This is a genomic window from Halobacillus sp. H74, from assembly GCF_052246715.1.
Taxonomy (GTDB): domain Bacteria; phylum Bacillota; class Bacilli; order Bacillales; family Halobacillaceae; genus Halobacillus; species Halobacillus litoralis_A.
This window is the reverse complement of sequence record NZ_JBQQCI010000002.1, coordinates 150,389-173,840: the sequence shown is the minus strand read 5'-3', so window position 1 is coordinate 173,840 and position 23,452 is coordinate 150,389. Positions and strand designations below refer to the sequence as shown.

General features: G+C 43.3%; 22 protein-coding genes. All 22 read right to left on the bottom strand.

Features of this window, described 5'->3' with window-relative positions; translation table 11 throughout:
- Positions 1 to 68: 68 nt before the first annotated feature.
- Positions 69 to 665 carry a dipicolinate synthase subunit B gene (locus ACTWPX_RS04105; RefSeq protein ID WP_128522713.1) on the bottom strand — a complete coding sequence of 199 codons (597 nt, stop codon included), beginning with the start codon at positions 663 to 665 and terminating at the stop codon, positions 69 to 71.
- A complete protein-coding gene (gene dpaA / locus ACTWPX_RS04100) occupies positions 665 to 1,558 on the bottom strand; it encodes a dipicolinic acid synthetase subunit A (protein ID WP_443118618.1) in 894 nt (297 codons plus the stop codon). Before dpaA ends, ACTWPX_RS04105 begins: the two co-directional genes overlap by 1 nt.
- Before the next feature lie 128 nt (positions 1,559 to 1,686).
- Positions 1,687 to 1,818, bottom strand: coding sequence for a hypothetical protein (locus ACTWPX_RS04095; RefSeq protein WP_443118617.1), 132 nt, complete (start codon positions 1,816 to 1,818; stop codon positions 1,687 to 1,689).
- Between the two features lie 271 nt (positions 1,819 to 2,089).
- Positions 2,090 to 2,323 carry a YlmC/YmxH family sporulation protein gene (locus tag ACTWPX_RS04090; RefSeq protein WP_128522715.1) on the bottom strand — a complete coding sequence of 78 codons (234 nt, stop codon included), beginning with the start codon at positions 2,321 to 2,323 and terminating at the stop codon, positions 2,090 to 2,092.
- 16 nt (positions 2,324 to 2,339) lie between these two features.
- Positions 2,340 to 3,260 (bottom strand): polysaccharide deacetylase family protein, encoded by a 921-nt coding sequence (locus ACTWPX_RS04085; protein ID WP_443118616.1) that lies wholly within the window; start codon positions 3,258 to 3,260, stop codon positions 2,340 to 2,342.
- A gap of 102 nt (positions 3,261 to 3,362) precedes the next feature.
- Positions 3,363 to 5,483, bottom strand: a complete 2,121-nt coding sequence (gene pnp, locus ACTWPX_RS04080) for a polyribonucleotide nucleotidyltransferase (RefSeq protein ID WP_443118615.1) — start codon at positions 5,481 to 5,483, stop codon at positions 3,363 to 3,365.
- A 120-nt stretch (positions 5,484 to 5,603) separates the two neighbouring features.
- On the bottom strand, positions 5,604 to 5,873 hold the full coding sequence (gene rpsO / locus ACTWPX_RS04075) for a 30S ribosomal protein S15 (RefSeq protein WP_128522718.1): 270 nt from the start codon (positions 5,871 to 5,873) through the stop codon (positions 5,604 to 5,606).
- A 127-nt stretch (positions 5,874 to 6,000) separates the two neighbouring features.
- Positions 6,001 to 6,924, bottom strand: coding sequence for a riboflavin biosynthesis protein RibF (gene ribF / locus ACTWPX_RS04070; RefSeq protein WP_443118614.1), 924 nt, complete (start codon positions 6,922 to 6,924; stop codon positions 6,001 to 6,003).
- Between the two features lie 24 nt (positions 6,925 to 6,948).
- The gene (gene truB / locus ACTWPX_RS04065) at positions 6,949 to 7,845 is read right to left on the bottom strand and encodes a tRNA pseudouridine(55) synthase TruB (protein ID WP_443118613.1); all 897 of its coding nucleotides are present in this window, start codon (positions 7,843 to 7,845) and stop codon (positions 6,949 to 6,951) included.
- Positions 7,846 to 7,909: 64 nt separating this feature from the next.
- Complete coding sequence (gene rbfA / locus ACTWPX_RS04060) at positions 7,910 to 8,260, bottom strand: 30S ribosome-binding factor RbfA (protein WP_128522721.1); 351 nt, start codon at positions 8,258 to 8,260, stop codon at positions 7,910 to 7,912.
- Positions 8,261 to 8,288: 28 nt separating this feature from the next.
- The gene (locus ACTWPX_RS04055; protein WP_128522722.1) at positions 8,289 to 8,567 is read right to left on the bottom strand and encodes a DUF503 domain-containing protein; all 279 of its coding nucleotides are present in this window, start codon (positions 8,565 to 8,567) and stop codon (positions 8,289 to 8,291) included.
- Positions 8,564 to 10,627 (bottom strand): translation initiation factor IF-2, encoded by a 2,064-nt coding sequence (gene infB / locus ACTWPX_RS04050; RefSeq protein ID WP_443118612.1) that lies wholly within the window; start codon positions 10,625 to 10,627, stop codon positions 8,564 to 8,566. Before infB ends, ACTWPX_RS04055 begins: the two co-directional genes overlap by 4 nt.
- 7 nt (positions 10,628 to 10,634) lie before the next feature.
- Complete coding sequence (locus tag ACTWPX_RS04045) at positions 10,635 to 10,949, bottom strand: YlxQ family RNA-binding protein (RefSeq protein WP_128522724.1); 315 nt, start codon at positions 10,947 to 10,949, stop codon at positions 10,635 to 10,637.
- Positions 10,946 to 11,218: an RNase P modulator RnpM gene (gene rnpM / locus ACTWPX_RS04040; protein WP_281975554.1), complete on the bottom strand. Its 273-nt coding sequence runs from the start codon at positions 11,216 to 11,218 to the stop codon at positions 10,946 to 10,948. Before rnpM ends, ACTWPX_RS04045 begins: the two co-directional genes overlap by 4 nt.
- Positions 11,219 to 11,233: 15 nt before the next feature.
- Positions 11,234 to 12,343: a transcription termination factor NusA gene (gene nusA / locus ACTWPX_RS04035; protein ID WP_443118611.1), complete on the bottom strand. Its 1,110-nt coding sequence runs from the start codon at positions 12,341 to 12,343 to the stop codon at positions 11,234 to 11,236.
- A 14-nt stretch (positions 12,344 to 12,357) separates the two neighbouring features.
- Positions 12,358 to 12,831, bottom strand: coding sequence for a ribosome maturation factor RimP (gene rimP, locus ACTWPX_RS04030; protein WP_443118610.1), 474 nt, complete (start codon positions 12,829 to 12,831; stop codon positions 12,358 to 12,360).
- Positions 12,832 to 13,161: 330 nt separating this feature from the next.
- On the bottom strand, positions 13,162 to 17,454 hold the full coding sequence (locus tag ACTWPX_RS04025; protein ID WP_443118609.1) for a PolC-type DNA polymerase III: 4,293 nt from the start codon (positions 17,452 to 17,454) through the stop codon (positions 13,162 to 13,164).
- 89 nt (positions 17,455 to 17,543) lie between these two features.
- Entirely contained in the window at positions 17,544 to 19,250 is a 1,707-nt protein-coding gene (locus ACTWPX_RS04020) for a proline--tRNA ligase (RefSeq protein ID WP_443118608.1), read from the bottom strand.
- An 83-nt stretch (positions 19,251 to 19,333) separates the two neighbouring features.
- Positions 19,334 to 20,590: an RIP metalloprotease RseP gene (gene rseP / locus ACTWPX_RS04015; protein WP_443118607.1), complete on the bottom strand. Its 1,257-nt coding sequence runs from the start codon at positions 20,588 to 20,590 to the stop codon at positions 19,334 to 19,336.
- 16 nt (positions 20,591 to 20,606) lie between these two features.
- Complete coding sequence (gene dxr, locus ACTWPX_RS04010; protein ID WP_443118606.1) at positions 20,607 to 21,752, bottom strand: 1-deoxy-D-xylulose-5-phosphate reductoisomerase; 1,146 nt, start codon at positions 21,750 to 21,752, stop codon at positions 20,607 to 20,609.
- A gap of 18 nt (positions 21,753 to 21,770) precedes the next feature.
- The gene (locus ACTWPX_RS04005; RefSeq protein ID WP_443118605.1) at positions 21,771 to 22,571 is read right to left on the bottom strand and encodes a phosphatidate cytidylyltransferase; all 801 of its coding nucleotides are present in this window, start codon (positions 22,569 to 22,571) and stop codon (positions 21,771 to 21,773) included.
- A gap of 17 nt (positions 22,572 to 22,588) precedes the next feature.
- A complete protein-coding gene (locus tag ACTWPX_RS04000; RefSeq protein WP_128522733.1) occupies positions 22,589 to 23,356 on the bottom strand; it encodes an isoprenyl transferase in 768 nt (255 codons plus the stop codon).
- Positions 23,357 to 23,452 lie beyond the last annotated feature (96 nt).

The following is a 23,452-nucleotide window of genomic DNA, read 5'->3' as shown; positions in this document are numbered from 1 at the left end:
TAGTAAGACATGTCACTATTTTTGTTATTTTATCATATTTACAAGAAGACCTGGTATGAAAAGTGGAATTAATTTGGGTACCTTTCGATTAAGACCGGCTGACGCTGCTTCCCTTCTAAAGCTGCCTCGATCGTTTCAGGTATGAGTTTCATGTCCGCTACGAGAGAATTCGGCTTTTTAAAAGGATGATCCTGCCCGAGCGGGACAAAGTAAATGTTCTTTGTAGCCATTAAACGCATCACATTTACTCCGTTCAGTCCTAGTGCATCATTTGTAGAAACAGCCAATACAACAGGATTCTCATTACGCAGAGTGGCTTTGGCTGCCATCAATACAGGAGAATCCGTCAATGCATTAGCGAACTTACTTGTTGAATTTCCCGTGAGTGGTGCGATGACCATACAATCGAGTGGACGCTTAGGTCCAAGTGGTTCTGCGTCAGGAATGGTCAGAATCGGTTTTTCTCCTGTGATCTCCTCAATTTTTTTCAAATGATCGACTGCATCTCCAAACCTTGTATCTGTATTCTGAACCGTATAAGATAAAACGGGAATGACGGTGGCCCCCAAATCCACGAGTTCTTGCATGATGGGGAAAACTTCATGATACGTGCAGTGGGAGCCCGTAAGTCCAAAACCTATCACTTTACCTTTCAACTTAGACATTAACCATTCTCCTTTCGTACATTTTGGTTCAACAAACGTGAGACCACATCAGCGATGATTCTTCCAGCTGTCTTAGGCGCTACGATTCCGGGAAGTCCAGGGGCTAACAAGGCTTTAACTCCCCGATTATCTGCGTAACGAAAATCTGTACCTCCAGGCTTTGATGCAAGATCGAGAATCAATGCATGAGAGGGCAGTTGTTTTATCACAGAGGCATTGACGACAAGGTGCGGGACGGTATTCAATAAAATGTCGCACGTCATATCCACCTTGTCGATTTCATTCATGTCAATTGATTTCAGCCCCATTTCATATACCCTCGCGGCACTTTTTGAGGAACGTACGCCAACCAATACTTCTGCCCCTAAGTGATCGAAAGTTCTTGCAAGACTCATACCGAGACGACCAAGACCTAAGACGATTACTTTTGAACCGTGAATTGTAAAGTCTGTATGTTGAATGACCAACATCAACGTCCCTTCCACCGTCGGGATCGAATTGTAAATAGCTACATCATCCCGATCCATAAGAGGAATAAGAGGACGGTTGACTTTATTTGCTAATTTCGTCAGGTGTGTATTTGTTATACCAGTGAAGATCAGACAATGATCTGGTGTTCTTTTCAACCACTCTTCCGGTAGATGAATTAGCTGATTTGAAAAAATGCCCTCGATCTTTCCGTCATCATCTGTTCCCGGAACCGGAAGAATAACTGCATCCAACTTCTCCACTTGTTGACTATCAAAATCCAAGTCGATCGCTTCTCTGAAGCTTTCGTTCAGTTGATCGAATCCTGCTAAATAAACAGTTGCGTCCCATTCATTCAGCCTTCGTATGAGTTCGATCTGCCGGGCATCGCCCCCTATAACCGCAACATGATATCCTGTTAGCATCCCGGATGTCTCCTTTTTCTAGTGTCTTATCTCTTTGTATCCTATGCCGGAACCATAAGTTAGTGATTTGGTTAGACAACAAAAAACACTGCAGCTATTTGCAAGGTCACTGAAAAACCCTTTTCTCTCTAGAGGAGGTTTTGGAGTTGTTGTTGCTTCTCACGAATCGCTTGTCGGTGGATGCTTGCCGCGGGTACGGCCCAGCTGACTTGGTCAAGAAGGTGGATCTTCGGCTCCGCTGTTCCCGCAGGCGTCACCACCGAACACTCATCTCGGAATCAAAGTGGCACATCTGAAAGAGTGATTTTTTTGATTTATAAACGAAAATCACTCTGGGTATACAGGGGCTGGTGGCGATATTACCGTCAATATCAAACGAATACTAAAGCTCACGGAGGAGAAAGAAACCGAATGGCTCATCGAAATAAAGAAGCCGAGTTGAACGATAAAATCGTCCTACTCGGCTTCTTCTTTGATATATAACACAGAAAGTTGCAGTTCTACAGTAGTCTCGCTAGTTGCTGCTGTGTTTTACTGTTTTTTCAAGAGAATGGTTTCATCGCCAATGGTTTTGATTTGGTGCCAATCGATCGTCAATTCTTTTCTAGCTGCCCCGAAACCGATCAATCCCTGGTTCAGAATGACTAAAGACTTGATCATTCCGGAATCAGGATCAATTATGAGATCTGCTCTACCTAGTACACCGAGTTTTTCACCATTCTCCACATCGATCACTTCTTTTTTCGATAATGCCTTCATCCTCATTTCCCACAACCCCTCATCATCTTTCCTCACTTAACAATTTAGGTAAGGCTGCTATGTGATAGCCCTCCTTTTTTATTTTTTCGATTAAATCCGGTAAACTGTCGACTGTCACTTCCGTCGGATGCATAAGCACAGTAGCCCCATTATGCAGGCGGTTCATCACCCGGCTGATCAGCACGTCTTTCGTCGGCTTTTTCCAATCCACCGTATCAACCGACCAAAGGATTGTTTCCATTCCCATCTCATGAGCAGCTTCTACTGTACCCTCATTATAGCTTCCTGCCGGGGGAGCGAAGTATTTAACCTTTTCCTTCGTCAGAGCAAAAAGGAGTTCATCTGCTTGTTCAAGGTTGTTTTTCGAATCCGCTTTAGACATTTTGGCCATGTCTTTATGCATATACCCATGACTTCCTATAATGTGCCCTTCTTCTTCAATCATCTGGATAAGATGTGTGTACTCTTTTGCAAATTCACCATCAATGAAGAAAGTGGCTTTCACCTGATGTTCCGAAAAGATTTCAACCATATCCGGAATGAACTCTTCCCCCCACGAGACGTTAATAAGGAAGGAAACCATCTCTTTAGCTGGATGGCCCCTATATATAGGCGAGGGCGGCAGGTCACCCATAGACACCTCTGGCTTGATCAATTTATATACGAAACGATCAGGGTCATATCCACCCTGCTTTTTCATCTTCTTGTAGGAAGCTTCTACATCCACTTCGCGCCCGACAATGCCAGGAGTTTTTTTCCAAACCGGGTCTATTTTTGCATCTTCTGCTTCCCACTCATACTTCTCTTTTTCTTCGTTAATTTTCTGATAAAGAGTATCGTCTTTATTGACTGTCACCGCTTCATTCACTGTAAAGTAAGCAAGTCCTAATCCAGTCAGAAAAGAAATGCATATAAAAAAAAGCCCAACCGCTCTTATACTCATGGACATCCACCCCTAAAATAAGTGTATGCACGAGTTGTCCGGTTAGACTAACCAAAAAAAAAGAGACTGGCAAGCCAGTATCTTTTCTTTCAATAGCGTCAATTATTCAGCATTCGATTCCTGCTTCTTCTTTTCATCCAGAAGAATGGCTTTGTGTGAAAGGTTGATTCGACCTTGATTATCGATTTCCTTTACCTTCACTTTGATCGTATCGCCCATGGAAACGACGTCTTCGACTTTGCCGATTCTTTCTTCTGCCATTTCTGAAATGTGTACAAGACCTTCTTTTCCTTTGAACAATTCAACGAACGCGCCGAATTTTTCGATTCGTTTGACTTTACCGTCGTAAACTTCTCCAACTTCAACTTCACGCACGATATCCTCAATGATTTTTTGTGCTGTAGTGTTCATACTTGCATCAGTGGAAGATATGAAAACAGTGCCGTCTTGTTCAATGTCGATCTTGACCCCTGTATCATCGATGATTTGGTTAATCTGTTTTCCGCTTGGTCCAATAACATCGCGAATTTTATCAGGGTTGATTTTCATTGTCATGATCTTAGGTGCATGTGCAGATAGCTCTTGGCGAGTTTGAGGAATAGTTTCGAGCATATGACCCAAAATTTCCATACGGCCGTTTTTCGCTTGAGCTAACGCTTCTTCAAGAATATCTCTTGATAGACCATCAATCTTAATGTCCATTTGTAAGGCTGTAACACCTTTTTCAGTCCCTGCTACTTTGAAATCCATATCTCCAAGGGCATCTTCCATTCCTTGAATATCAGTCAGGATTGTATAATCATCTCCTGATTTAACAAGCCCCATAGCGATTCCTGCGACAGGTGCTTTAATAGGAACCCCAGCATCCATCATAGCTAATGTACTTGCACAAATACTTGCTTGTGAAGTCGAACCATTCGATTCAAGCACTTCCGATACTAAGCGGATTGTATAAGGGAATTGATTCTCAGATGGGATGACGACTTCCAAAGCACGCTCACCTAAAGCACCATGTCCGATTTCACGACGGCCAGGGCCACGTATCGGTCCTGTTTCCCCTACTGAGAATTTCGGGAAGTTATAGTGGTGCATGAAACGCTTGGATTCTTCAAGGTCAAGACCATCCAGAATCTGAACATCACCAAGGGCACCCAGAGTACACACACTTAGCGCTTGTGTCTGGCCACGAGTGAATAATCCAGAACCGTGCGTCCTTGGAAGTAAGCCGACACGGGAGGTTAAGGAGCGGATCTCATCGACTCCACGGCCATCAGGACGAATTTTGTCTTTTGTAATCAAAAGGCGGACTTCGGTTTTCACCATGTTCTCTAAAATAGAACCGACTTGTTTCAATGTTTCTTCATCCGCTTCTTGTTCTTCATAAGAGGCAAGCACATCTGCTTTCACCTGGTCAATCGCTTCTTCACGTGCTTTTTTCTCTTCTGTTTTAATAGCCTGAGCGACAGCATCAGTCGCTTCTGCTTCTACTTTACTTTTCAGTTCAGCATCCAGATCGAATAATTTGACTTCCATTTTTTCTCTTCCGACTGCTGCAACAATTTCCTCCTGGAAGGCTACCAGACGTTTGATTTCCTCATGTCCAAACATGATCGCTTCCAGCATGTCTGCTTCAGATACTTCATTCGCACCCGCTTCAACCATGTTGATGGCATCTTTTGTACCGGCGACAGTCAAATCTATGTCACTTTTTTCTTGCTGTTCAATTGTCGGGTTGATGACAAACTCTCCGTCAACTCGTCCAACGATGACCCCTGCAATCGGTCCATCAAATGGAATATCGGAAATGCCTAATGAAATAGAAGAACCTAACATCGCTGCCATTTCAGATGAACAGTCCTGATCCACACTCATGACCGAACTGATGACTTGTACATCATTACGGTAGCCCTCTGGGAATAATGGGCGAATCGGACGGTCAATCAAACGGGAAGCCAAGACCGCTTTATCACTTGGGCGCCCCTCACGTTTTATGAAACCACCAGGGATTTTTCCAACAGCGTATAAACGCTCTTCATAGTTTACGGTTAATGGGAAGAACGGCAGATCCTTAGGTTCTTTTGAACCCGTTGCTGTAGACAGGACTGTCGTATCTCCATAATGAATAAGTGCTGCACCATTCGCTTGTTTCGCTAATTCGCCGATTTCAACAGAAAACGTGCGTCCAGCGACTTCAATCGAATAGACTTGTTTTTCTTCTGCCATAAAGAACTTAACTCCTCTCGATAACTCTCTTAATTCAACTTAAGGGTCTATGATCAGTTTACACCCTTATGTATGTAAACATACAGAAAAAGCGGGAATACTCCCGCTTTTTCCCATACATTAACGACGCAAGCCAAGACTCTTGATTAACTCACGGTAACGTGTAATGTCCTTATTACGAAGGTAGTTCAATAGGTTACGACGCTTACCTACCATTTTAAGCAGTCCGCGACGAGAGTGGTGATCCTGCTTGTGTGCACGCAGGTGTTCGTTCAATGTCGTGATTTGCTCGGTAAGTACAGCAATCTGTACCTCTGGAGACCCTGTGTCGTTGTCATGAGTTTTGTACTCATTGATAAGTTCTTGTTTACGTTCTTGTGTGATAGCCATTATAGCTACACCTCCTAAAAAATTTAAAAATTCCCATTCCCCGAGCGGACGTCGGAGTTACGATCCGCCAAGCGAAGGTTCCATATTAAAGGGTACATTTTTTTTCGGTAAAATGCAAGGAAAACCTCTATTCCAAGCCGAAAAAACTGCGGATAATCTTTTCATTTTTTTGCAGTCGGTCATCCACATAATCAAAACTGCTCGATTCAAACTCATCTCTTATCTTCTTATGAAAGCGAACAGTAACATCTTCCTCACCATGACCTGCATCCATATCAAGCAAATACACATTGAAGGTGCAGGTTTGTTCCTGACCTTGAGGTACTTTACTCTTCAACCAGGCCATTCCGTAATGCATCATACCTTTTAGCAGAACAGTAACAGTGTAGACACCTTCATTGGGGAAATAGAAGCTGTTTTCAACATGAACTTCGATTATCTTCCTTGCGAGGTCACTATTGCCTTTTTTTCCTTTTACGAAAAAAGGTCTGCCCAGTAGATCATTGACCTCGTTCACCTTCCCCACATCTAAAAGTTTACGTATTCGTGTCGAACTCACCTTCTCTTCTCCATCTGCAACCTTCTCGACCACAGTTTGTGCGAAGCGGCCTCTGGAATGTTGAGCAAGCGTATTCATTGAACCTTCACCTTTATGTCCATATGTGAAATCAAAACCTGCAACAACATTCCTTACATTCAAAGGAATGAAAAAGTCATCGACGAACTGCTGGGGAGATAATCCTGCCAGGGATCGATCAAAAGTAACAACGAATAAATAATCGAGTCCCATGTCTTTGAGAATTTCTTCTTTCTCCTCAAGTGGTGTTATATAATAGGCATCTCTCTGCTCTCTTTTCAGGACGACCAATGGATGTGGGTCAAAAGTCATAACAGCAGACCTTACCCCTGAAGCGTCTGCTTTCTCTTTTGCTGTAGCTATGACGCGCTGATGCCCTTTATGGACACCATCAAAAAAACCGACGGCCACCACATTTGGTTCTACAGAAAGAAGATTTGCGGAAGAAGAGGTAGATAGATGAAATGTTTTCATGCCACTCACCTACTTTACACTAAATTAAAACACTCGAACGGGTTTCACATATCCAGGTTTACTGGGATGCTGCTGATATATCGCAATGACCTCTTTATCGTGCACCACAGCAAACGTTTCCGCGTCTATTTGAGAAGGTTTTGTCAATACACGTCCATGCTGGATCATCACTTTCCATTCCTCATCTACTTCCCAAGATACCATATCCGAAAGTCCACGGGATAGAGGGAGAAGTAACTCTTTCCCCTTATGTTCGTCAGCCTTCTCCTGAATTTGTGCCAATGTGTAACACTCATCCCGAGTGATACCGCCTGTCTTTGTCCTTACAAGAGAAGACATATGGGCAGGATAGCCGAATGTCTTCCCTATATCTACACAAAGTGTACGGATGTATGTCCCTTTAGAACACACAACGCGCAATGAAAAAGACATTTCTCCCTCTACAATCTCCTCATCCTTCGAAAGAATGCTGATTTCTTTGATCAGAACTTGACGAGAGGGTCTATCCACTTCAATTCCTTCTCTTGCATATTCATACAAGCGCTTACCATTCACTCTTACAGCTGAATACATTGGCGGGGTTTGAGTAATCTCACCTTGAAAAGAGGAAATGTGGTCTTCGATCTCATTGTACGTAATATTTTCAGTTACTTCTTTCGACTCAATGATCTGGCCACTGCTGTCTTCTGTATCCGTAGCAGATCCTAAAGTCACAACAGCTTCGTAGACTTTATCCGTGTCCGTAAGAAAAGGTACTATCTTTGTTGCCTTTCCTACACATAGCGGTAGTACTCCTTCAACGTCTGGATCAAGTGTCCCTGTATGGCCGATTTTCTTCGTCTTCAACATCCCTCTTGCTTTGCTCACGCAATCGTGGGACGTAAACCCTTCAGGTTTCCATAATGGAAGAATTCCATCCATGTTTTCCACCTCTGACATTATTAATTTACACATAAAATCCGTGCTGAGTCAGCACGGATTTTTATCAACTATCCGTATCATTCAAGTCACGGAGAATAGTTTCAATACGATTTCCTTGTTCAATCGCTTCGTCAAACTCAAACATGATTTCAGGAGTTTTCCTAAGACGGATCCGCTGGCCGATTTCGGAGCGGATGAACCCTTTAGCTTTTGCTAAGCCTACAAGTGTATCATGTTTTTGTTTTTCATCTCCTAATACGGAAATATATACTTTCGCCTGTTGCAAATCACCTGTTACTTTCACTTCAGTAACAGTGACGAAGCCAACACGGGGATCTTTGATTTTTTTACTGATGATATCGCTCATCTCTTTTTTCATCTGTTCCCCGACGCGGTTCGCTCGTAAGTCATTCATGTTCATTCACCTCTTCTTAAACAAGACATCATAGCCATTCCTGGTTCGTCTCTGTGCGTTCGATCTCTGGAAAAGAATCGATGAAAGCTAAAGCCTGCTGCATCGTCTGCTCAGCGATCACTTTATCACTCGCGATCGTAACCAGCCCAAGGCGGGTACGCTGCCATAGATTTTGAAAATCCAGTTCGCTGACAGCGATGTTGAATTCATTTTGGAGCCTTGTTTTGATCCGCTTCAGAACAGCACGTTTTTCTTTCAACGATTGCGCTTCATAGATGATGCAATCCACTTCTGCGCTTACAATCATGTGCGTTCAATTTCCTGCATTTCAAATGGTTCGATAATGTCACCGACTTTAATATCGTTGAAGTTCTTAATTGTAATCCCGCACTCATAACCTTTTTGCACTTCTTTAGCATCATCTTTATAACGTTTCAGAGCGTCAATTTCACCTTCGTAGATGACGACACCATCACGGATGATGCGGATTCCTGAGTTACGGTTCACTTTACCTTCTGTTACATATGAACCGGCGATTGTACCGATTTTAGATACTTTGAAGATTTCACGAACTTCAACTTGCCCGATAATCTTCTCTTCATATTCAGGATCCAGCATCCCTTTCATAGCCGCTTCAATTTCTTCCATCACTTTATAAATGATGTTGTGCAGACGGATTTCTACATCCTCAGACTCTGCCGCTTTTCTAGCATTCCCATCTGGACGGACGTTAAAACCGATAACGATGGCATTGGAAGCAGAAGCCAGCGCGATATCAGATTCTGTGATAGCACCTACACCTGTGTGGATGATTTTGACTTTGACGCCTTCGACTTCAATTTTTTCTAGAGATCCTGCCAAAGCTTCAACAGACCCTTGAACGTCACCTTTGACGATCAGGTTAATATCCTTGACCTCACCTTGTTTGATCTGATCGAACAGGTCATCCAAGCTGACTCTCGCTGTTGAACTCCGATTTTCTTCTAAATGTTTCTGAGCACGTGCTTCACCGACAGATCGTGCTTTCTTCTCATCGTCGAATACTAAGAAGCGATCACCTGCTTGCGGGACATTGTTAAGACCCGTAATTTCCACAGGAGTAGACGGTCCAGCAACTTTCACCCGACGTCCGATATCGTTGACCATCGCACGTACACGGCCCCATGTATTCCCGACAACGAGGGAGTCACTGACATTGAGTGTACCGTTTTGCACAAGCAATGTTGCTACAGGTCCGCGGCCTTTATCCAATTCAGCTTCGATGACTGTACCATAGGCAGCACGATCAGGATTGGCATTCAGTTCTTCCATTTCAGAAACAAGCACAATCATTTCTAAGAGATTCTCGATACCCTCACCGTTAACGGCTGACATTTTGACAAATATCGTTTCACCACCGAAATCTTCGGCGATCAATTCATATTCCATCAATTCTTGCATGACGCGGTCAGGGTTAGCGCCTTCTTTATCCATCTTGTTGACAGCTACGATAATCGGGACTCCGGCAGCTTTTGCGTGACTGATCGCCTCTTTTGTTTGTGGCATGACTCCGTCATCAGCAGCAACTACCAGAATTGCGATATCTGTCACTTGCGCTCCTCGGGAACGCATACTCGTGAATGCGGCGTGACCTGGTGTATCAAGGAAAGTGATCTTCTTTTCATTTTCTTCAATTTGATAAGCACCGATATGCTGGGTAATCCCGCCTGCTTCACCTTCTGTCACTTTCGTGTTCCGGATTTGGTCAAGAAGCGTTGTTTTACCATGGTCGACGTGTCCCATAATGGTCACGACTGCCGGACGCTCTTGCAAGTCTGCAGGATCGTCATCGAATGTCATATTTTCGATGTCTGTTTCATCGACAATGACTTCTTCTTCTACTTCAACGTCATACTCTCCACAAATTAACTCGATGGAGTCAGCATCCATATCCTGGTTTTTCGTAGCCATAACTCCTAAATTCATGAGTTTTTTAATAATATCAGACGAATCTTTACCTAATTTCTCAGCCAGCTCACCAACGGTCAGGCTGCCAGAGTAGGTGATTTTCTCAGGTGTCTGATTCTTAGCCTTTTTCTGAACTTGTGGCTGCTGTTGTGCTGGTTTTTGCTTTTTCTTGTTATTTTTCTGGTTCTTATTTGCCGGCTTTTTGTTGTCTTTAGGTTTAGCAGCATTGCCTTTTTCCTGTTTCGGTTGTTGAGGTCTCTGCCCTTTTCCGAAAGCCTGATCCAATTTCTTCGCTTCATCGTCTTCTAACGTAGACATATGGTTCGTCACTTCGATATTAAGATTTTGAAGTTTTTGGATTACCTGCTTGCTAGATAGTTCATTTTTTTTGGCATATTCATATACGCGCATTTTACTCATATAATCTTCACCCCCGAATAGATTCATCGAGTAGCGATTGCAACTTTTTCGCAAATCCTTGGTCCAGAACTGCGATCGCGACTCTCCCTGCCTTTCCAATGGCTTGTGATAATGTATCTCGATCATCAACCACATAGCAGGGTATTTCATAAAAGCTGCATTTATCTGTCAGCTTTTTCTTTGTTTGTTTGCCAGTGTCATTAGCTATGAGTACCAGTTTCGCTTTACGCTTCTGAATGTCTTTGATGATCGACTCTTCCCCGAGCGTACATTTTCCGGCTCTTAGGGCCAATCCAATCAAATTCAGATAACTGCCACTCATGATTTGTCCGCCTTTATTTTAGCTTTCAATTCTTCATAGACACTTGCATCGACATTTGCTTTTAGATGACGGTTGAGCACTTGCTGCTTTTCTGCTTGTTCAATGACTTGGATATCTTTGGAGAGATAGGCTCCCCGACCATTCTTCTTACCTGTTTCATCCACGAATATCTCTCCATCTTTATTGCGGACAACGCGGATAAGCTGTTGCTTGGGGACCATTTCCTGAGTAACTATACATTTTCTTAAAGGTTTTTTGGAACGGGTCATTATTCTCCCCCCTCCTTATTCTTCGTCAAACATTTCTTCATCAAGATCAGCATCTGCGTCTGTTTCACTTTGCTCTGTTAGCATTCCTTGTTCACGAGCTTCACTTTCACTCTTGATATCGATCTTCCATCCTGTGAGCTTAGCAGCTAAACGTGCATTTTGACCGCGCTTGCCAATAGCCAGGGACAGCTGATAATCGGGAACGATGACTGTCGTCGCCTTTTCTTCTTCATCTACGAGCACTTCAACGACCTTGGATGGGCTTAATGCGTTCGAAACGTACGCTACAGGGTCTTCAGACCACTGGACGATATCGATTTTTTCACCCTTCAATTCATTGACGATCGCTTGAACCCGCTGACCTCTTTGGCCGACACAAGAGCCGACTGGATCGATTTCTTGATCTTCTGCATAAACAGATATCTTAGAACGGTCACCTGCTTCACGCGCTACAGACATTACTTCAACGGTACCGTCGTAAATTTCAGGAACCTCCATCTCGAACAAGCGTTTCAATAAGCCGGGATGAGTTCTGGAAACATAAATGTGTGGACCTTTGTTGCTGTTTTCAACCTTGGTCACGAACACCTTCAAACGATCATGTACTTCATAAGTCTCTGTCGGCATTTGTTCACCTTCAGGCAGGCGTGCTTCAATCTTGCCCAGGTTCACATAAACAAACCGAGGATCCTTACGCTGGATGATCCCCGTCATGACATCTTCTTCACGATCGACATACTCACCATAAATAATGCCGCGTTCCGCTTCACGGACTCGCTGTGTGACAACCTGCTTGGCAGCTTGAGCAGCAATGCGTCCAAAGTCCATCGGAGTCACTTCCACTTCAATCACATCTTCAATCTCATAATTCGGATCGATTTCTTTTGCTTCTTCAAGTGAGATTTCTTGCTGAGGATCCATGACTTCTTCAACGATTTCTTTCCTTGCTAACACTTTCATAGCACTTTCTTCTTCATTAATATCCACTCGGACATTCGTTGCGGAATTAAAGTTCTTCTTATAAGCAGATATTAGAGCTGCCTCCAGCGCTTCCAACAACAAATTCTTGTCGATGCCTTTTTCCTTTTCTAAATAATTCATGGCATCAAATAGTTCACTACTCAAAAGTCTTCTCCCCCTTAATTGAACGTAACAGCTAAATTAGCTTTGGCTATTTTCTGAAACGGAATTTCAAGCTGTTTCTTTCTTGTTTTTATGCGTATTTCCACAACGGCTGTAGAATCTTCGAAAGATTTCAATGTTCCTTCAAATTCTTTTTCACCATCGATCGGTTCGTATAACTTCATATACACATACTCACCGACGAATTTTGTGAAATCGGCTTCTGTTTTCAAAGGTCGTTCAGCCCCTGGTGAAGCGACTTCCAAAAAGTAAGGAATTTCAATCGGATCTTCTTCATCCAGCTTTTCACTCAATTGCTCAGAAACTTGTCCGCATTCTTCAATGTCTACTCCACCTTCTTTATCGATGAAGACACGAAGGTACCAATTTTGTCCTTCTTTTTTATATTCAATATCAACAAGTTCCAAGTTCATTTCATCCAGAATCGGATGAACGAGCCGTTCAGTAACGGATGTAACATGATTGCTCATGCCCTTCCCTCCTTCGATCACAATGATAAATAGTAGTCATATTAGTATGGGATTTATTCGCTCATTTCATTTAAGTATCAGGACTCTCTATTTTTCAAATGTCACGAGAAACCGCTATGACAGGTATCATAGCGGTTCATCTCGCGGGCATCCAAGCCCCTGATGCATCGAAGTTTCTCCACAAGCAATAGCCTGGAATATGAAGAGAAGAGTGGGTTGCCCCACTCTTCTCTTCGTCCGTATCGCTCTTCTCACCATAAAAAATATACCATAGTTGCTTGATTTTTGCAACATAGTAGAAATGCGCCAGGCTCAAGCTTCCTTATAACCTCAAAATAGAGAAAGTTGATTTTCGTCAGGCATACCTTCTAAACAACCGAAATTGTCCAAGTATTCAAGAACGGTTTTAGAAATGCGACTGCGTTCCCTCAAATCCTGCTTAGAGAGAAATTCCCCTTCCTGACGGGCATTCACAATGTTGATTGCGGCATTCGTTCCTAATCCATCTACTGCATTGAACGGAGGAATCAATTCATTATCTTCCACCAGAAAGTCTGTAGCACTCGAACGATATAAATCGACGTTCTTGAATCCATACCCTCTCTCGCACATTTCCAGAGAGATTTCCAGGACTGTGAGCAGACTTTTCTCTTTAGGTGTGGCATCCAAACCTTTTGCTTGAATCTCTTCGATTCGACTGCGGATGGCTGCAGATCCTTTCACCATTGTATCGAGTTCAAAGTCACTCGCTCTAACAGTGAAGTAGGCGGCATAAAAGTATATAGGGTAATGTACCTTGAAATATGCAATCCTCACCGCCATTAATACATAAGCAGCGGCGTGTGCTTTCGGGAACATGTATTTGATCTTCTTACAAGATTCAATGTACCAGTCCGGGACCCCGTGTTTCTTCATTTCTTCGATCCACTCATCCTGAAGGCCACGGCCTTTACGAACAAACTCCATGATTTTGAAGGCTAGGGAAGGCTCGAGACCCTTGTGCATCAAATAAACCATGATATCATCACGACATCCGATTACTTCCGGAAGTGTACATATCCCATCATTTATCAGCTGTTCAGCATTGCCCAGCCATACGTCTGTGCCGTGAGACAGCCCTGAGATGATGACTAGTTCAGCAAACGTCTTCGGTTTTGTGTCTTCAAGCATTTGCCGAACGAACCTTGTTCCGAATTCCGGAACTCCTAAGGTACCGGTTTTACACATGATTTGATCAGCGTTTACTCCAAGGGCTTCTGGTCCACTGAATATTTTCATTACTTCAGCGTCATCAACTGGTATTTCTTTTTGGTCAATGCCACTGAGGTCTTGGAGCATCCGGATCACGGTTGGATCATCGTGCCCTAGAATATCCAATTTCAACAAATTGTCATGGATAGAATGGAAGTCAAAGTGTGTCGTCTTCCATTCAGACTTTGTATCATCAGCAGGAAACTGGATGGGGGAAAAATCATAGATTTCCATATCGTCAGGCACGACTATGATGCCTCCGGGGTGCTGCCCGCTTGTTCGTTTGACACCTGTACAACCATGAACCAGACGGTCGATTTCTGCGTTTTTATATTGCAGCTGATGGTCACCGGCATACCCTTTCACATACCCATAGGCGGTTTTTTCAGCAATGGTACCGATCGTTCCCGCCCGATAAACACTGTCTTCTCCAAAAAGTTCTTTGGTATAGTTGTGGGCATGTGGCTGGTATTCTCCTGAGAAGTTCAAATCGATATCAGGAACTTTATCTCCTTTGAAACCAAGGAATGTTTCGAACGGGATATCCTGTCCATCCTTTTTCAATGGGGTGCTGCAATTCGGACATTCCTTCTCCTCTAAATCAAAACCACTTCCGACAGAACCGTCAGTGAAAAACTCATTAAACTGACAAGACGGACATACGTAATGAGGCGGCAGTGGATTGACTTCTGTAATATCTGTCATCGTAGCAACGAAGGAGGAACCTACAGAACCCCGTGACCCGACAAGGTATCCATCCTCCAAAGATTTGGTCACAAGCTTTTGGGAAATCAAGTAAATGACGGCAAAACCATTCCCGATAATACTATCAAGCTCTTTCTCCAAACGTTTCACGATCAGTTCAGGAATATCATCACCATAAATGCTTCTTGCTTTGTTATAAGACATTTCGCGGATCTCCTGATCAGCACCTTCGATGTTCGGTGTATAAAGGTCATCTTTTACAGGCGAGACCTCACCGATCTGAGCAGCGATTTTCTGCGTGTTGGCAACGACTACTTCTTTCGCTTTTTCCTCTCCTAGAAAGGATAACTCCTCAAGCATTTCATTGGTCGTTTTGAAATGGACCTCCGGCAGCGTTTGGCGGTTCAGCGGGTTACCATTTTGGGATGAAATCAATATTTGCCTGTACTGCTTTTCATGGGGTTCCACATAATGGGTATTGCCAGTAGCTGCGACAGTTTTGCCTAATCGCTCAGCCATGCGGACAAGCCGTTTCAATATATCTAATATTTGCGCTTCTGTTTGGACAAGATCTTTCTCTACCAGGTGTTGATAGTTACCCGGAGGCTGGATTTCAATATAGTCATAAAAATCAGCGACCTTCTCTGCTTCTTCCTCCGACTTCTGCATGATTGTTTCAAATACTTCTCCTTTATCACACCCGGACCCGACCAGAATACCTTCACGATATTTCGTCAACAAAGACCTGGGAATTCTCGGGACACGATAAAAATAGTTCACATGGGCTTCTGAAACCAGACGGTATATGTTTTTCAACCCAGTACTGTTCGTAGCAAGTAAAGTGCAGTGAGAAGGCCTTGAACGCTGATACGCTTTTCCTTCTCCCATATAATCATTCAAATTCTTATGATTAATGATTTCTCGATCCATCGCTTTCTTCACTAACTTCCAAAGCAAATAGCCGGTCGCTTCCGCATCATAGATCGCCCTATGGTGCTGTGTCAATTCTATATCGAACTTTTTACACAATGTATTCAATCGATGGTTTTTAAGTTCAGGAACTAAGAAGCGCGCAAGTTCTAATGTATCAATAACAGGGTTCTTCGCTTTCCCATAGTCGATAGACTGATATCCTGCGTTTAAAAAGCCCATATCGAAACTGGCGTTGTGCGCAACAAGAATGTCATCTGCACTCCATTGATGGAAATCCTTTAGCACTTCTTCAATTTCTGGAGCGTCCTTGACCATGTCGTCGGTTATCCCTGTTAGATCAATGGTAGTTTGAGACAGGGGCTGGTGAGGATTCGCAAAAGATTCAAAGCGGTCAATAATTTCACCACCCTTGATTTTGACGGCAGCCAGTTCGATGATTTTGTCATAAACAGCTGAAAGTCCTGTCGTTTCCACGTCGAAAACGACATAAACAGCTTCTTCCAAGTCACGATCCTGCTCTTCATACGCAATCGGTACACCATCATCAACAAGATTCGCTTCCACACCATATATGATTTTGACCCCATTCTTTTCCCCGGCTGCATGGGCGTCTGGATAAGCTTGGACGACAGCGTGGTCTGTAATAGCAATGGCTTTATGCCCCCAATCGGCTGTTTTTTGAATCAGCCGGGATGGAGAGACCGGTGCATCCATCGCACTCATCGTCGTGTGCGCATGGAGTTCGATACGTTTTTCCCCATCAGGTGCATCGTCTCCGCGAAGTTTAGGTTTTACTTCGTTGATGTCATTCGCCATCATCGTAAGCTCATTTGTAAAATTATCCGTCTGGATTCCTCCACGTGCTTTGACCCACATCCCCTGCTTCACATGTTTGAACAGATCGGCATGATCATCTCCACGGGAAAACATTTTTATCGAGAAGGAATCGCTGTAATCAGTTACTTTCAATAAGAGTAAATGTCTGCCGGACCGGAGTTCCTTGACTTCTGCATCAAACACATACCCCTGGACAGCGATTTTGCGTTCTTCTTCCTGGATCGTTTCCATCATGACGATTTCATCCTGGATCTTATACCCGATTTCCAATGGCCCTTTCGGTTTTGTATCATCTTTATCTTTCGCCCGTTCTTCTTGTTCCTTCACTGCTTGTTGAACGAGGATTTTATCTTCTTTTTGACGTTCTTCCTGGAACCTCTTGATTTCCTCCTGCTCTTCCTTCACTCGTGTCGATAACATGAATGGCGGTAAGCCGGAACAAGAACAATATTCTTTAAAAGGTTCTTCTAATTTCTTTTGAACAGCATGACTTTCAGCTAAGTTCCTACAAGTTAACATAATCTTGTTTCCGTTTACTTCGGGTCGTTGTTCTAATAACAAATCTTTGTAGCCGGGCGTCAAATCTGTCAACGTTTTTATAAACCCCTGCCAATACTCCACTACCTCTGTATCTACTACTTCTTTCTGGTCCGTCTCAATCGTCCAGGAAACCTCTGCAATAGCTCTGAATGCTGTTTTCAGTTTAGTCGTAAAAAGTTCATAGACCGATGGGGGTAATGGTTTCGGCATATGAAAATGAAAGTGCCACACTTTTTTCTCACGATAAACGACCAGCTTCTGCATACTGCTGTCTTTAAAATGAGGTTCAATCAGATCATGTGGAAACTGGATTTGTTCCAGTAAATAGTGCATCTTTTCCTGATTGCTCACACTCAAATTGATTCCTCCTCTATCCTTCTCTACGCATCTAATCATGGAAATACCCTTGCTTTACATGTTACAGCAAGGGTATTTCCGTTGAGCGATTATTTTCCTTTGTACCAATCGTTTACATATTCTGTAATTCCGATTGCTTCAACATCCGATTGTTCCCCTGTCGCTCTATCCTTCACTTCAACCATACCTTCCGCCGCACGCTTACCTACGGTGATTCTCAAAGGAATACCGAACAGATCACTATCGGCGAATTTGACGCCAGCACGTTCTTTACGATCATCATATAAAACTTCAATTCCAGCTTCAAGAAGTGTCTCATAAAGATCATCTGCCAATTCTTTCTGGTCTTCCTTTTTCGGATTCATGGAGAGCAGGTGAACATGGTATGGAGCAATTTTTGCCGGCCATGTAATCCCGCGTTCATCATGATACTGCTCTACAATAGCTGCCAGGGTGCGGGAAACTCCTATTCCGTACGAGCCCATGATCATCGTTTTCGCTTTACCCTGGTCATTAAGGAAAGTGGCATTCATGCGTTCAGAATAAAATTCACCAAGCTTGAAAACGTGACCGACCTCAATTCCCCGAGCAAACTTGATAACCCCCTGCCCGTCTGGCGAAGGATCTCCTTCCTGGATGAATCTAAGATCTGCATATTGGTGGACTTGGAAATCTTCGCCAGGAGTGGCATTTGTATAATGATATCCTTCTTCATTCGCACCGCAGGAAGCATTCGTCAGTGCTTCTACTGCATGATCTGCCACCACTTCAACTTCTTCCGGAACATCTACCGGACCTAAGGAGCCAAATCCAGTTCCCAACAGCCGTTTTGTATCTTCTTCAGAGGCAAGTTCAACAATGTCTGCATTATACAAATTCTTCAGCTTCACATCATTTACTTCGTGGTCCCCCCGCGTAACTGCCATGACAAACTGATTGTCAACTTGGAACATGATCGACTTCAAACCTTCATGAAGCTCATGACCTAAATAATCCGCTACATCCTTCATCGTTTTCTTATCTGGTGTTTCTGTTTTCTTCATCGTTAATGGGGATTCATTGGTCTTTTTGTACTCTGCAGCCACGGGAGCCATTTCTATGTTTGCGGCATAGCGGGAAGTATCTGAATATGCGATCACATCTTCTCCAACTTCAGATAAAACCATGAATTCATGTGTATCCTTTCCGCCCATCGCGCCTGAATCAGCAATGACTGCTCGGAAATTGAGACCACAACGCCGGAAGACATTTGAATAGGCTTCAAACATCTTCTGATAGGTTTCATCCAAACTTTCGTATGTTTCATTGAACGAATAAGCATCTTTCATAAGGAATTCACGACCCCGCAATAAACCGAACCGTGGGCGTGCCTCATCACGGAATTTATTTTGTATTTGGAAGACTGTTATCGGTAACTGCTTATAGCTCTTGACTTCATTGCGAACAATGCTTGTAATCACTTCTTCGTGAGTAGCACCCAATGCAAACTCACGTTGATGACGGTCGTTGATTCGCATCAGTTCTGATCCGAATGTCGTCCATCGTCCCGTTTCTTTCCAGAGTTCAGATGGTTCAAGTGCAGGCATAGCCATCTCGTGGGCACCGATTTTCTCCATTTCTTCACGTACAATACTCTCTACTTTGCTGAGGACGCGGCGTCCGATTGGTAAAAAGCTATAAATTCCTGATGCAATTTGACGTATGTAACCAGCGCGAACGAGGAACTGATGACTCTTGATTTCTGCATCTGCTGGATTTTCTTTTAAAGTTGGGATTAACATATGACTTTGTCTCATAACATGCACCTCAGTTCAAAATTAATAAAAGAAGCTAGAAGCCTAGGAAACACCTATCACCTTAGGACTTCCAGCTATAGATTTCATAAGAATAACCGTTGAATATCGTTCCATGTGACAACAAGCATCAATAACATCAATAACGCAAAACCGATAAAATGAACAATTCCCTCTTTCTGGGGATCGATCGGCTTACCTCTGACGCCTTCAAGACCGACGAATAACAGCCGTCCGCCATCAAGTGCAGGAAGAGGTAATAAGTTGACGATTCCTAAATTGATACTCAGAATGGATGTCCACATGACAAAATTCGTAAAACCTGTTTGGACCACCTGATCTGTTGCATCATAGATTCCTACAGGCCCTGATAACATATCGAGAGAGAACTGCCCTGTTACCAACTTGCCTAAATTCGTTAATATCATTGCAGACCACTCGTAGGTTTGCGTGAATCCGAAAGTCAGCTTTTTAGTGAATGATTCTTCAAAAGCCCTCGCTACACCCACTTGACCTATTGTTCGATCGCGATCCTCAATAGCAGCTGGAGTAATATCCAATTGCTGTGTTTGTCCGGAGCGGCTGATCGTCAAGGTCACCTCTTCATCAGGATGGTCCCGGATTACTGTCGTGAATTCTTCCCATGTGCTTACAGATTCACCATCAACGGCAATCACTTCGTCCCCAGCCATCAGTCCAGCTTGTTCCGCAGGGGTGCTCTCTTGTATTTCTCCCAGCTTAGCTTCATTAGACGGTACGCCCTGGATAAAGCCTAAAATCGTGAAGAGCACGATTGCCAGGATGAAATTCATCAATGGACCTGCGAATAGCTGCATCGCCCGCTGGGGAACTGATTTCGAAGCGAATTGGCGGTTATAAGGAGCGATCTGTGTTTCTTTTTCATCCATTACGAACATCGCTTTAGGATCGACTTCAAAAAACAGCTTTTCATCTTCATCCACTTCATATCCTTCAATGACGAGTCTGTGATCAAGATCGGCTCTTTCCACCTCAATCACTCGTGCATGAGGATGCTTGGATTTATTGTTAACGACAATACGATTCACTTTGCCTTCATCATTGAATTCAAGAGCAATATGATGACCTGCTTTCAACTCAACGATTTCAGGGTCTTCCCCTGCGACACGTACGTAACCGCCGATAGGTAACAAACGGATCGTGTACAGGGTCTCATTTCTTGTGAAAGCAAAAATCTTCGGTCCAAATCCTATCGCAAATTCACGCGCCAGCATTCCGGCACGTTTGGCAAAAATAAGATGCCCCCACTCGTGTACGAACACCAAAAGTCCGAACATGAGTATAAACGCAATTACTGTAGTCAAATGAAGCACCTTCCTTTTAATTTAAATGGAAACGGACGCTCTTTCTAGTTTCCTCATCAATAGAAATTATGGTAGACAAGTCCGGGTTATGAATCCTGTCATGATTTTCCAGCGCTTGTTCAATGTATTTTTCAATATCCAGGAAAGAAATTTTCCCTTCCAGGAACAATTGCACGGCTTCTTCGTTAGCAGCATTCAATACTGTCGGCATAGACCCACCGGCTTTCCCAGCCTCAAAAGCCATCCGCAGACAAGGGAAGCGCTCCATATCCATTCTCTCAAAGTTCAGTGTGGCAATTTCTTCTAAGTTGAGATGTTCTGTAATCGGAAGATCCAGACGTTCAGGGTATGTCAGTGCATATTGTATCGGCACCTTCATATCCGGTGTACCCAGCTGTGCAATGATATTCCGATCAACATACTCCACCATCGAATGTATGACACTTTCTCTATGAAGAATAACATGAATTTGTTCGTAAGGCACATCAAAAAGCCAGTGCGCCTCTATGACCTCAAGACCTTTATTCATCATTGAAGCTGAATCCACAGTGATCTTTGCTCCCATACTCCAGTTGGGATGATTTAAAGCATCCTGGACAGAGACACCTGCCAATTCTTCACGGCTTTTATCACGGAAGCTTCCACCTGAAGCCGTTATGATCAACTTCTGGATATCGCTTTTCTTTTCTCCATTTAATGACTGGTAAATAGCTGAGTGTTCGCTGTCAACCGGTAAAAGCTCAACTTGATGCTTGCGCGCCTCCTCCATGACAAGGTGGCCGGCTGTCACTAATGTTTCTTTGTTTGCGATAGCGATGATTTTCTTTGCTTGAATAGCTTTCAATGTGGCAGGTAACCCAACACTCCCCATCACTGCATTAACGACCACATCAACAGAATCGGCAACACTGGCTTCAATTAAACCTTCTCCGCCGCAAAATATTTGCTGATGGTCGATTTCTTTATTTAATTTCACTTTAGTCGCTTCATCCTGGACGATAATGATAGTTGGTTTGAACTCACGGATCAAAGGCAGAGCTTTTTCTATATTTCTCCCGAAGGCCATTGCATAAAGAGAAAATTGCTCAGGGTGCAATCGAATGACCTCAAGAGTTTGAATCCCGATCGATCCTGTAGCTCCCAATAATGATACTTGTTTCATCTTAGATTCCCCTCTCGTTTACGCAGCAATGAAGTTGATGAGGTGAAGGATCGGCAGTATGAAAATAAGACTATCAAACCGATCTAGCACTCCTCCATGACCTGGTAAAATCTTACCTGAATCTTTGACGGCATAATGCCGTTTGAAAGCAGATTCGACTAAGTCTCCGATTTGACCGGCAATAGATACCAGAATCGTCACAAGTAAGACGACGATGAGAGAGTGATCGAGTGGATAGAAATATTGAAATAAAACCGCCACTATACAGGCAAGGACAATACCGCCTACTGAACCTTCGATCGTTTTTTTAGGACTGATCTGCGGCCAAAGCTTGTGCTTTCCGAGTGAGCGGCCGAACAGGTATGCGCCGGTATCAGTGGCCCACACGATAAATAATGCAAAGAAGATATACTCCAAGCCGCTTGTCCTTGTTTCCATCAAATAATTGAAGCCCATGCCGATGTATATCGCAGACAGCAGGAGGAATCCTGCATCATCAAATGTGAAACGGTTTTTCACCAAAACGGTATAACTCAGTAATATCAAGACAGCAAGCAACGTGATTTCTGATTTTGTAATGATGCTTCCGATTTCCACAGTTCCGTCGAGGACTTCATAAGGGAACATTAAAGCCCACATCAAGACAAGACCAAGGCCGGACGCCACGGAATACCTTGCGATTTTTTTCATGCGTACTAATTCCAATAAGGCAATGCTCGCTATTAAGTAAACAAATATTTTAAAAGGCCATCCTCCGAGCATGACAATCGGTATAAAAATTAGTGCTGCAACAACTGCTGTAATTGTTCTTTGTTTCATAAATTTTATTTCACACCTTATACTCCGCCGTATCGACGTTTGCGATTTTGGAAATCATAGAGAGCCTTTTCAAAGTGACTCTCATTGAAGTCAGGCCAATATACTTCGGTAAACCAAAACTCCGCATAAGCCAACTGCCACAGTAAAAAGTTACTCAGCCTTTGTTCACCACTTGTACGAATCAATAAATCCGGTTCGATCAATTCAGAAGTATAGAGCTCTGAAGAGAAAAGTTCTTCATCTATGTCTGAAGTTTCCAATTCTCCATCTTTGACTTTTGATGCTATTTGCTTGACTGCATGGACCATCTCGAAGCGGCTTCCATAATTCAGAGCAAAATTAAGAATAAGCCCATCATTATGCTTTGTTTTCTCCATCGCTTCTTGGACCGCCTTTTGAGTATGAGACGGTAAAACTCCGAAGTCACCGATTGTGCGGACTTGAACATTCCTCTCAATCAGTTCAGGCAAATATGTATTTAAAAAATCTACTGGTAACTTCATTAAGAAGTCTACCTCATTTTTTGGCCGTTTCCAATTTTCTGTAGAGAAAGCGTAAAGTGTAAGGACCTTCACCCCGGCATCTGAAGCATAACGTACAATACGCTTCACGACACTCATGCCCTCTTTGTGACCAGCAATCCGAGGCATTCCTCTATTCTTCGCCCAGCGTCCGTTACCATCCATAATAATGGCAACGTGTTGAGGCAAATGGTTATAATCAAGTCCTAGAGGCTGTGATTGTGGTTGTTTTTTACTTTTGGTAAATGGAAACTTGATTGGCATGTTTAATCCTCCAGTCCGTTTCTTCCATCTTACTATTATATACTAAAATCGTACAATATGCCGAGCCCTTATGAAAGGTACAAAATTAAAACCGCG